The sequence below is a fragment of the Parabacteroides faecalis genome, from assembly GCF_022809355.1.
GTDB classification, from domain to species: Bacteria; Bacteroidota; Bacteroidia; order Bacteroidales; family Tannerellaceae; genus Parabacteroides; species Parabacteroides faecalis.
On the sequence record NZ_JAKZMM010000045.1, the window covers coordinates 22,904 to 33,510 of the forward strand.

General features: G+C 44.9%; 9 protein-coding genes and 1 pseudogene. 9 read left to right on the forward strand and 1 reads right to left on the reverse strand.

Going from position 1 to position 10,607, the window contains the following annotated elements:
- Window positions 1-5 precede the first annotated feature (5 nt).
- The 9 genes from MUN53_RS14810 to MUN53_RS14850 all read left to right on the forward strand — a co-directional run bounded on the left by MUN53_RS14810 (window position 6) and on the right by MUN53_RS14850 (window position 9,031).
- Window positions 6-1,991 (forward strand): DUF5054 domain-containing protein, encoded by a 1,986-nt coding sequence (locus MUN53_RS14810; protein WP_243326297.1) that lies wholly within the window; start codon window positions 6-8, stop codon window positions 1,989-1,991.
- A gap of 11 nt (window positions 1,992-2,002) precedes the next feature.
- Entirely contained in the window at window positions 2,003-3,436 is a 1,434-nt protein-coding gene (locus MUN53_RS14815; RefSeq protein WP_243326298.1) for a family 43 glycosylhydrolase, read from the forward strand.
- Between the two features lie 296 nt (window positions 3,437-3,732).
- The gene (locus tag MUN53_RS14820) at window positions 3,733-5,037 is read left to right on the forward strand and encodes a glycoside hydrolase family 38 N-terminal domain-containing protein (protein ID WP_243326299.1); all 1,305 of its coding nucleotides are present in this window, start codon (window positions 3,733-3,735) and stop codon (window positions 5,035-5,037) included.
- A gap of 192 nt (window positions 5,038-5,229) precedes the next feature.
- Window positions 5,230-5,562, forward strand: a complete 333-nt coding sequence (locus tag MUN53_RS14825) for a helix-turn-helix domain-containing protein (protein ID WP_004311699.1) — start codon at window positions 5,230-5,232, stop codon at window positions 5,560-5,562.
- A gap of 4 nt (window positions 5,563-5,566) precedes the next feature.
- Window positions 5,567-5,914, forward strand: coding sequence for a hypothetical protein (locus MUN53_RS14830; protein WP_004311700.1), 348 nt, complete (start codon window positions 5,567-5,569; stop codon window positions 5,912-5,914).
- A 72-nt stretch (window positions 5,915-5,986) separates the two neighbouring features.
- On the forward strand, window positions 5,987-6,637 hold the full coding sequence (locus MUN53_RS14835) for a hypothetical protein (protein WP_074635735.1): 651 nt from the start codon (window positions 5,987-5,989) through the stop codon (window positions 6,635-6,637).
- A 200-nt stretch (window positions 6,638-6,837) separates the two neighbouring features.
- Window positions 6,838-7,209: a plasmid mobilization protein gene (locus MUN53_RS14840; protein ID WP_074557064.1), complete on the forward strand. Its 372-nt coding sequence runs from the start codon at window positions 6,838-6,840 to the stop codon at window positions 7,207-7,209.
- Between the two features lie 14 nt (window positions 7,210-7,223).
- On the forward strand, window positions 7,224-8,447 hold the full coding sequence (locus tag MUN53_RS14845) for a relaxase/mobilization nuclease domain-containing protein (protein ID WP_074557063.1): 1,224 nt from the start codon (window positions 7,224-7,226) through the stop codon (window positions 8,445-8,447).
- A 59-nt stretch (window positions 8,448-8,506) separates the two neighbouring features.
- Window positions 8,507-9,031: a hypothetical protein gene (locus MUN53_RS14850; protein WP_074557062.1), complete on the forward strand. Its 525-nt coding sequence runs from the start codon at window positions 8,507-8,509 to the stop codon at window positions 9,029-9,031.
- A gap of 146 nt (window positions 9,032-9,177) precedes the next feature.
- Here MUN53_RS14850 and MUN53_RS14855 read toward each other — a convergent pair.
- A pseudogene (locus MUN53_RS14855) lies at window positions 9,178-10,607 on the reverse strand (sensor histidine kinase); the annotation flags it as partial.

Genomic DNA, 10,607 nt, shown 5'->3' on the forward strand with positions numbered 1-10,607 from the left:
TACTTATGAGACGGATTATTATTGTATGTTCGATGGTGTTGGCGGTTATTGATGCGGCCTATGGTCAGGCAGCCAATGCCTCTGTAGAAAAAGTGTATGTTGTATTTAAAACGCACCTGGATGTAGGGTTTACGGATTTGAGTTCTGTCGTTACCCAACGGTATGTGTCGGAATTCATACCCAAAGCATTGGATTTATCTGAGAAGTTGCAGGCAGAGAATGCTCCCGAGAAGTATGTTTGGACAACGGGTGCGTGGATCATCTGGAAGTATATGCAGACGGCTCCGGCGCATGATGTAGCGCGTTTGGATGCTGCTATCCGGCGCGGAGACATTGTCTGGAATGCGGTGCCGTATACGTTTGAGTCGGAGGTAATGAATCGGGATCTGTTGGAAACGAGTCTGCTGTTATCGCAAAGGTTGGATCAGCAATATGGAAAGCATACGGTTGCGGCGAAGATGACCGATGTTCCCGGACATACCCGGAGTATCGTTTCCGTAATGAGCAAAGCCGGAATCCGGATGTTGCATATCGGGGTCAACGGAGCTTCTCCGGTACCGGAAGTGCCTCCGTTTTGCCGATGGAGAGATACGGACGGCAGCGAACTGATATTGGTTTATCAGCAGAATTATGGAACGGAAGATTTACTTCCCGGTGGTAAGGTGGCCATCTCGATCAATTTTACAGGAGATAATCACGGACCTCATACGTATGATCAGGTGAAAAAGATGTATGCGGATATTCGCGGACGCTATCCGAATGCGAAGATCATACCGGCTTCTTTCAACGAGATTGCGGAAGAACTGGTTGCGATCAAGGATCAGTTGCCGGTGGTCACTGCTGAGATTGGTGATACCTGGATTTATGGATGTGCAAGTGCTCCTGTCCGGATGGCAAAGTACAGGGCTTTGGAAGAACTGTATAGCCGCTGGCTCCGTGAGGGCAAGCTGGACAAGCATAGTGATGAGGCGCTTAATTTTGTCCTGGAATTGGGTTTGATAGCGGAACATACGCAGGGAATGGATGTGAAGACGCATTTGCAGAACTGGGATAAATATGATATGGATGCGTTTCTGCCGGCCCGTTCAAGTGCGGCTTTTGCGAAAATGGAAGCATCGTGGAAAGAGCTGGATGATTATCTGGAGTCGGCCATCGCCTATCTGCCGGAAGGATTGCAAGCAGAAGCCCATGCCGCATTGCAGGAGATCGATCATCCGAAGAGTCCGGCTTTCTCGTCTGAAGCAGAAACGGTGTTGCCTCACACCTGGCAAGTGGATTTGTTCGGTGGGTTATTGCAATTGAAAGGCTTGTCTTACGAAATGCTGGATAGCAAAGACTATGATCGGTTCTTGGATAAGTATCTGCGTGCCCGTTATGACTGGGCGTTGGCTGATTTAGGGAAACCCGGACTGGATAAGTCGAAAGCCGTCAGCGTTCATTTGTCTGCCCAGGAAGTACGAAAGGAAATCCGGAAAGACCGGAAAGGCGTCCGGACAATCAGCGAACTGGTATTTCCGCAGCAGGTGTCGGTAGATAAACGGGTATATCCGGAAAGCATGTATGTAGATGTCTTCGAGTATAAGCAGGAGAAAAAGGTTGATGTGACGCTGACTGTATTAAATAAGCCTGCGGTCAGGTTGCCCGAAGCCTATTGGTTCTCTATCGGCGCAAACGATATACTGTCGGTTGTCGCCGAGAAAATCGGAGAACGGGTGGATCTGTTGGATGTCGTTGAGAAAGGAAACCGTCAGCAGCATGGAATAGATCATTATGTGGATCTGATAACATCTGCCGGAACCTTCCGGGTATGGAGTAAAACGGCTTTTCTGGTTAATGTCGGAGAAGCCAAAGGCCTGAATTATTCATTGGATTATCCGGATAAACAAGGAGGAATTCACTTTAACTTAAGTAATAATTATTGGGGAACCAATTATAGCATGTGGAATGAAGGTTCTTTGAGCTTTCATTTTACAATTGAGCAGTTGAAATAAAAGGGGATATCATGAAAACGATTAGGAAGAGTTATCTGTTTGGCGCAATCGGTGGACTATGTATGTTGCCTGTATTCATGGCGTGTAACGGGAAGGCAACAGATGCCCAATCTGAAAAGCAGGAAGGCATTTGGACAGAAGCCCGGCCCATGAATCCCATTGTGCCGGAAGGTGTCTATATTGCTGATCCGGAGGTAAGGCAAATGCCTGATGGACGGATTTATCTTTATGGTTCGCGTGATGAACCGGGTAATGCCTGGTGCTCTCGTTCGTATAATGTGTTGTCGACATCCGATCTGGTACATTGGGATGTGGAACAGACTTCGTTTGCAACGCAAGGTTTGGGAAAACAAACGGATTATACGGAAGAGATCCTGTATGCTCCGGATTGCATTTATCGGGATGGTCTTTATTACCTGTATTACTGTTTGGCTGATGGCGGAGAAGGTGTGGCTGTTTCCGCTTCTCCTTATGGTCCGTTTAAGGATGGGGCAGCAATCAAGGGTATTACGGGAATTGATCCTTCCATCTTTATTGATGACGACGGACAAGCGTATTTGTTTTGGGGACAGGCTTATGCCAAAGGAGCCAAGCTCAGTAAAGATATGCGTTCAATCGAAGGTGGCATACGGGATAGTTTGTTGACTTATGAGGAACATGCTTTTAACGAGGCCAGTTCGGTGCGTAAACGGAATGGTATTTATTATTATGTTTATGGCGGGCACCAGCGTCATGGTGAGTCTAATTGTGCCACGTTGAATTATGCTACGGCCACTTCGCCTTTGGGACCGTACACTTTCCGGGGTGTGATTATCGACAACTGGGGTAGTGGAAGAAACCTGGTGAATAACCATGGATGTATTGTTGAGATAAACGGGCAATGGTATGTTGCTTATCATCGTCCGACTCATGCCAGTTCTACCATGAGGAAAGCCTGCTTGGAACCGATTACATTTAATGAAGATGGAACAATCCAGGAGGTAGAAATGACAACACAAGGCATAGGTGGACCCATTTCTCCGTTGTACAGGATGGAAGCCTTCAGGGCTTGCCTCTTGTCTGGAAATGTCTATCCAACAGTCCGTCGGCCATTGCATGATATACCGGTGGAATATTTAACCGGTATACAGGATGGAGATTATGCTTATTGGAAGTATTATGATTTTGATCAGGCGTCAGTCAATCATTTCATCTGTAAAACCTGGGATAAAAACCTGGACGCAACGATCGAGATCCGTTTGGATACGCCGGACGGCGAGTTGCTTGGTGTTTGTGATGTGAAACCGATGGATGGTGAAACGGCTTATGCAATTCATGAGACGAAGGTCCAGCCGGTGAAAGGAATACATGCTTTGGTCCTTGTCTTTAGGGCGAAGAATGCAGCCGATAAAGGGAAAGATTTGCTGAATCTGGAATGGTTTTCGTTTACTTCGGCTAATCAGTAAGAAATACTGTCTGGAATCTGGATAGGGATAAACTGGAATTTATCCCGTTCTAAACGGGAATTTAGTACGGAGTTATAGACTTCTTATCCTTCCTCCGACCGAAGGAAGTGTTTCCTCCGATCAGAGGATGGCTTTCCTCCGTTCGAAGGACACCTTTCCTCCGATCGGAGGAAAGGTAAGCTCTCGTATGAGAATGAATAAGTTCCCTTGAGAAACAGGATAACAGGTCGGTTATGAAGAGGAGAATATGTAAGATAAAAAGAAATATCAAGTCAATAAGATAAACTAAAAACGGTATGAAGAGAATTATACTATGGGCATTTTTGGGTATTTGGGCGATTTCATCTCATTCTTTTGCCCAGATACGTCCCACATCGGTTACTTGTGAGGTAGAACCTTTGTATGGATATCGGACTGACGGTCAGCCGGGACGTGTGGTCTCGGTATATCTGAAAGGATCGGATTTGAAAGGAGAACTGCGGATCGATGTCGCCTCGAAAGGTGGTAAGGAAAAGAACCGGTATCAGCTTGATGCTACCGATTCGACGAAAGTGGAAGTCTTGTTGCCGGCAGGAGTACCGACACGGGAAAGTTCGTCGGTTACATTAACTATTCATGGCGATAATCAGAAATATAAAAAGCAGTTGACGGTCCCGCCAATGCGGCATTGGACGGTTTATTTGTATAACCATGCCCATGTGGATATCGGTTATACGAATACCCATCGGAACGTAGAAGCCTTGCATAAGAACAATGTGCTGGAAGGAATGAAGCTGGGTAATGAAACGAAAGACCATGTCGATGGTGCTCGTTTTGTGTGGAATCCGGAAGTCTCTTGGCCGGTTGAGCGGCTGTGGCATGACCAACCTGAGGTACGGGATGAATTGGTTTCTGCTTTGAAGGATGGTAGGATTGCTTTGGATGCCAGTTATCTGAACTTGAATACCAGCATTTGTCTGGACGAGGAGTTGTTTCATGTGTTTAAGTTTTCCCGGGAAATGCAACGGCTGAGTGGGCAACCGATGGATGTCTTTCAGCAGTTTGATATTCCGGGTATTACCTGGGGTTTGATTCCGGTTATGGCTCAAGAAGGGGTTAAGTACATCATTTCATGGCCGAACTCAGACCGTGCCGGAAATGCTCACCTGGATTTGGACGGGAAACCTTTCTGGTGGTTGCCGTTACCAATTCTCCAAAACACGATTTTAATCGCTGTAAATCAGCCACTTGCAGATTTTTGTTTCGTGACACAAAATCAGCGAGGGACAAAAACGGGACAAAACCACGGAAAAATAAAGTCAAGGACACTTCGCCCGAAATATCCCTTGTGGAATACCTCTGTTTCGTTTGCAAAGGTACAAATTTGTCCCTTGAAAAACGAGGGGAAATCCCTATTTCTCTCATTCACAACTCATTTTCCTACCATTGTACCCCAAATGTGGTTATTGCAAACGGTTTTGACCTCAAACAGCATGACTTGCGAAAATCGGGTGTTAAATTTTGTTTTGCACTCTGATGGACATTTTCAAAAACGCGAACTGGCAATAGAACCAAATATTTGCCACCCTTATTGTCCAATCTTTGGTTTTGTGATTGTTTGAACGATAGACATTTGAAGATGCTGAATTTCAAGTGAGTGTCCGACCAATCTACCACATTGCAGCATGGTAAAATAGAACCAAAGAATTGAAAATCAGCACTTTTAATAAACCATAACGGCTGCTTGAATATCATTGTCAACAATATACCTTTGCAGCCGAAATCGATAACGAAATAAACAAAATATCAGATTTATGACAGAAAAGAACGCATTAAAGATGAACCTCGACCATGAGCGCAAGATAGTGGAGCTTCAGTCGAGAGTGAACAAGTTGGAGAACCTTTGCTATATGACAAAGGAAGTGTTGAACCTTGAAGAGGCTTCCGCCTTTCTCGGCATTGCCAAGAGCACGCTCTACAAGATGACGCATCTTAACCAGTTGCCGTACTTCAAGCCTGCTGGCAAGCTCATCTTCTTTGAGAAGAAAGCCTTGCTTGACTGGGTACGAGGAGCAAGAGCCATGTCGGAGGAGGAGATAAGACTGGAGGCTGCAAACCGTCTGAATGAAATGAACAATAGACCATAGCATTATGACGAAAGATGAACTTGTAAACAGTCTGCAAAAACGCGACCCTCTGTTGGCTAATGCGGTCAGCAATATGGTAGACTACATTTCCGACCGCTTTCCTGCTGCTTACCCAAGCAAGGAACAGACGGAAGCAGTCAATACCTATCTTCATTCGGTCTATGCTGACGGTGACGGAACCATGTCGGAAAGAAATTGTGAGCATCGAAGAATTGCATCACAGAAAATTACCATCAATGCCATACAAGTGCTTGACAGCCCCCAACTTGACCGACTGCAACGTGTGCTTGACCATATCGCATACGACAAGGAGTATTATATGCCAGAGAGAGGCTTCGGCATGAGGCGATAGTTCCTCTTTTGACGTCAGAGAGTTTTCCGCATAACAGCATGAACAGATTTACATAACAAAAATAAAACAACGATGAACAGTAATATTTTCAACAGCATTATCCTGAGTAATGAACAAGTAAACTATCTGATGGGTGGCACGGCTGGCATCAACCGCCTTTCATGCCTTTATCAACTCATTCAGATTGTGACACGACAGATTGAAACCTCAAATGAGGTTGGGGAGTCCACAACCGCATTATGGGAGGTGAACATGTCAGAGGTGGCTCTATCCAAACTATGGAAGTGTGACCGAAAAACCGTCTCCAAGATGCTTGACCACATGAACAAATTGGGCATCCTTTCTTCTGTACAGACAAGACGAGGAAGTGTTCACACATTGCTATGCATTTCTGCATGGATTGTTGACGGCAAGAAATATGTCAATCCTCACTATGTTCCCATCAACCAAAGAGACTATTCCGGCAAGTCTAATATTATGACTTCCACAACCGCATTCCCTAACAAGGAGGATCCACCAATCAAAAATGGCGGTACTTCTCCAACACAACTTGCCAACAGTTCCTTTTCTTCCCTAACTTCAGGAAATGGCAATAATGGAGAGGAGGAAGATGTTCCACCGCCAAGCGTCTCTGACATGGAACTGGAGGCAGAAGCCAGAAGGCAATTCGTCAAAGAACAGATGGAAGCGGAGGATGCTCCACAATTGCTGTTGCTTGGGTAATTTGAGAATCGTTATACAACAAGTCTGTGAACAAGTGCAACCGCAGTGCGTAGCGTGCTTGTGCGTAAACTCTGATAGCGGTGCTATGCAAGAAATACCAATGTCATACAAACGCACTTCGTTTGTCCGTATGCCAATGGACTTCTTGAACGCTCGCAAGCTCGCATTGGGTTGCACACATTTATAGAAGCATACTTGGTATGAATAAGAAAAATACAGAAAAGGAGGCACCGAAATACACGAGTCGTCTGATAATAAGGCTTACGCCACAGCTTCATAAGGAGATAGCGGAATATGCTGCTATTTGCGGACTGACCACAAGCGCATACGCACGCAAGCTGTTGGAAGGCAAATATCCCAAACAACGCTTGACTGACAAAGAAATGAAGGCTTTGAACAGCCTTTCGGATGCCAGGGGCGATATACAGAAATTGTTCGGCTTTCTCAAAGGACGTCCGCTTACGGAACGTGAGAACATTCTCCGCAGTGAAATCTTCATGAAACGATGGAGAACAAGTGCAGAAGTTATCTTGAACCGCATGATTGAGATAGAGAAATACTTAACCCAATAGAACATACGACATATATGATAGCAAAAGCAAAGGTAATAAGTCATGGCGCAAATGCCATACGTTACTCAGTAGATAAGGACAAGGCAGAGATAGTAAAGGCCAATCTCTTGCCCGATGATATTTCCCCAACGGCAATGTGGGCAAGAATGCTTGCCTTGCAGAAGAAGTTTGAGGACAAATTGAACCGTTATCATCCGCTCAAAAGGAACATGATACGTATTGAGGTTTCCCCAACCTCGGAGGAAACGCAAGGTTGGACGATGGAGGAATGGCAGAGGTTGGCGGATGACTTTATCCGTGCGTTTGATGCGGTTGACCTTTCAGCCAAGTCGAAGCGCAAGAGTGCAAAGGCAACCAACCTCAAAGACAGCCAATATGTAGTTGCGCTCCATCGTGACAGCAAGAGTGGCATTATGCACCTTCACATTGATGCGAACCGCATAGACATAAGGGGCAACGTGAATGATGCCCATTATATCTACGAAAGAGCGATGGCTGCTGCCGCCAAGGTTGGGCAACAGCGTGATTGGAAAGATGCACAAGAAGTGAGCCGCCAAAATAAGGAAGCGATAATCAATGATTGCCTTTCCGTTTTGGCTAAGATGTCGTACTTTGATTGGGGACTATACACAAAATGCCTCACGCAAATGGGATATGATGTCAAACTACAATCTGACAATAAAGGACAAGTGCGTGGCTATGCCATCAAGCGTGGTAACTCCATTTATAAGTCCTCGGAACTTGGCAAAGGTCGTTGTCTGATGCCCTCAAAGATTGAAGGTACTTGGGCAAAACTGCATCATCAAGAATTGGAGAAACCAGTTTCAACTCCAACAAAGAATACCCAACAGCCAAAGATTATGACTGTACCCAAACCCATGCCTACTGCGGACGACTCTCCAAAGATACGTCACTTCGACTTCTATACGGACGAGTTTCATCATTACCCTGTTGATATTCCTCAGAATTGTCTGGATATCATCGATAAGAATATAGCTTTGGATGCCGACAAAGTATTTGCCAAGATAGGTGATGTGCAGAAGACCGCCATTCTTCTCTTTGCTGAGTACATTGATGCTGCCACAACCATTGCCGCCCAGTCTGGCGGTGGCGGAGGTGGTGCAACCTCAGGTTGGGGACGTGACAAGGACGAGGATGAACTGTCTTGGGCGTATCGTTGCGCTATGATGGCTAATCGCCTGTGCAGACCTCGCAAGAAGCAAGGATATGGCAGATAACCGAATATTCAACCAACAACATTGATACTATGCCAATAGGTAAAAGTAAAATCTCAGATATGGATTTCGGATCTTTCGAGAACACGATAGACAAGAATATCGAAACGGACAAGACCTCGGACAAGTTTGACCAACAGCTTCAAGCCTACAAGGATGCTGGCAATAGTTTGACTTCGGCAAAAAGTGGCCTTGAAATGGCTACTGCTTCCATGCATGAAGCAAAAGACAAATTAAGTGAAGCCTCAGATAAAGCGAATACTGTCACCAAAGCTATTGAAGCCTACATCGGCAAAGTAAAAGACATAACTGTCAAAGCAAAGATTGATGATGCCGATATGGAACAGGCAATCAACAACAGGAAGAAACTCATTGAAAACGAGTCCAAACTTCTTGAAGACCACCGAAAGAAAAACAAAGAAATCCTCACTCGCCATTTCTATGATATGTCTAATATGATGTCAAGGAATGAAGGTGTGTGGTTGTCAAACGGTTGGGTAAAGACTTTGCTTTGGATATTCTTGCCGTGTTTCCTTTATACGGTCATTTCGATTGTCTATTTTGTCGCATCATGCATAGACAAGTAAAAAAAGAGTGTCACGGCATTATATTGAAACTATGTCGTGATACTCTTTTTTTACACGCTTGCAATTGCTTTCTTTTACTATTCGGCTACAAGCTATTAGTTACAAATGGAAAACAGATTACCATATTTAGAGTTATTTGATATTGTTTTATTGTTATGATAAACAGGTGTATTGCTTGTATATCCAAGCTGTTCTTCAGCTTCCTGCATAGAAATTTCAACTGTGAAACGACTGCCTTTCCCTTTCTTGCTGTCTAAACGGATTGTTCCGCCAAGCATCGACACAATATTACGCATTATGGCAAGCCCAAGCCCGAAACCCTCCTTTGCGGCGGCATTTGATAGACGTTCAAACGCACCGAACGCTTGTTTCTGTTCCTCTTCTGTCATGCCTGTACCTGTATCTTCAACGACCAGTGTCAGAACTCCATTATCATATTCAGTAATCAAAGAAACACCGCCTTCTTCTGTGAACTTGACAGCGTTTGACAGCAGGTTATTCCCGATTTGTATTATTCGCTCTTTGTCGGTCAATACAATGGCATCGTGTCCAGTCTTCACGGACAAGGACAGCCCTTTGTTCACGGCAACAGGCATGAACTCCGTTTCAAGTGTGTGCGTGATTGCTGAAATCCGGCAGGGTGACAGACGGGGCTGTTCCTTGCCGTTGTCCAGGCGGAAGAAGTCAAGCAAAGTGTTAAGCATATCCCGCATACGGTCGGAGGATTGCAGTATGTTTTGGATATACTGCCCGGACTTATCCTCACACTGTTCTTTCCGTATCAGTCCGGCATAGCCTGTTATTGCTGTCAGCGGTGTGCGCAGTTCATGGGTGATAGTATGTACCGCCTTCTTCCTTGACGTTATCAGTGCCTCGTTCCGTTGTACGGATTGTTCCAGTTGCCTTATCAAATCAGTTGTCTTGTGCTTGTATTGTTTAATGCTTTTTGCATCACGATGTATGATGATGTAGGAAATTAACAACAATAGAAGAACGAATCCCATTAAACCGCCTACTTGCATAAATGACTTTTCACGCATGGCAACTATTTCGTTTTCCCGGCTTTGCAGTTCGGTTTGTACCTTTTCTTCTATTTGGCAAATCAATTCTTGCAGTTGTCTGTTAAGTTCTGCATTACGAGCTGCAAGGCTGTCGGCTTGTTCCGACAATTGGCGATCCTGCACTTTCTGTTCGCTGATTACGTTTCTATTGACCGAATGAAGGATAGTGGTTGATACTGCTGGAGTTACTTCCTTTTTTTTGCCGAATATGCCTAAGAAACCTTTTCGTTTTGGCTTTTTGGACTGTTCCTGCACACTTTTCTGTACAATAACCGGAATTTGATTGGCTATCTTCTTGTTAATAGATTGTTGTTCATCCATTAACCGGACTATCTGGAACATCTGTCGTTCCTTATCCTCTAAAAGACTGCGCACACTATCGATGCGCTCTGCTGGATAGGTGGCCTTGAAACGGCAGAGCATACTGTCCATTGCCATACGCCGTGCATGGTAATGCTCGATATCTTTATCGTTCCATTCCAGTATTGTTTCACCCAATAGAGAAAATTTTATCA

What these genes read in the sequence shown, in the direction of transcription:
- MUN53_RS14845 (WP_074557063.1), top strand. Translation starts at nt 7,224, where the DNA reads ATGATAGCAAAAGCAAAGGTAATAAGTCATGGCGCAAATGCCATACGT.
- MUN53_RS14830 (WP_004311700.1), top strand. Translation starts at nt 5,567, where the DNA reads ATGACGAAAGATGAACTTGTAAACAGTCTGCAAAAACGCGACCCTCTG.
- MUN53_RS14810 (WP_243326297.1), top strand. Translation starts at nt 6, where the DNA reads ATGAGACGGATTATTATTGTATGTTCGATGGTGTTGGCGGTTATTGAT.
- MUN53_RS14815 (WP_243326298.1), top strand. Translation starts at nt 2,003, where the DNA reads ATGAAAACGATTAGGAAGAGTTATCTGTTTGGCGCAATCGGTGGACTA.
- MUN53_RS14820 (WP_243326299.1), top strand. Translation starts at nt 3,733, where the DNA reads ATGAAGAGAATTATACTATGGGCATTTTTGGGTATTTGGGCGATTTCA.
- MUN53_RS14850 (WP_074557062.1), top strand. Translation starts at nt 8,507, where the DNA reads ATGGATTTCGGATCTTTCGAGAACACGATAGACAAGAATATCGAAACG.
- MUN53_RS14840 (WP_074557064.1), top strand. Translation starts at nt 6,838, where the DNA reads ATGAATAAGAAAAATACAGAAAAGGAGGCACCGAAATACACGAGTCGT.
- MUN53_RS14825 (WP_004311699.1), top strand. Translation starts at nt 5,230, where the DNA reads ATGACAGAAAAGAACGCATTAAAGATGAACCTCGACCATGAGCGCAAG.
- MUN53_RS14835 (WP_074635735.1), top strand. Translation starts at nt 5,987, where the DNA reads ATGAACAGTAATATTTTCAACAGCATTATCCTGAGTAATGAACAAGTA.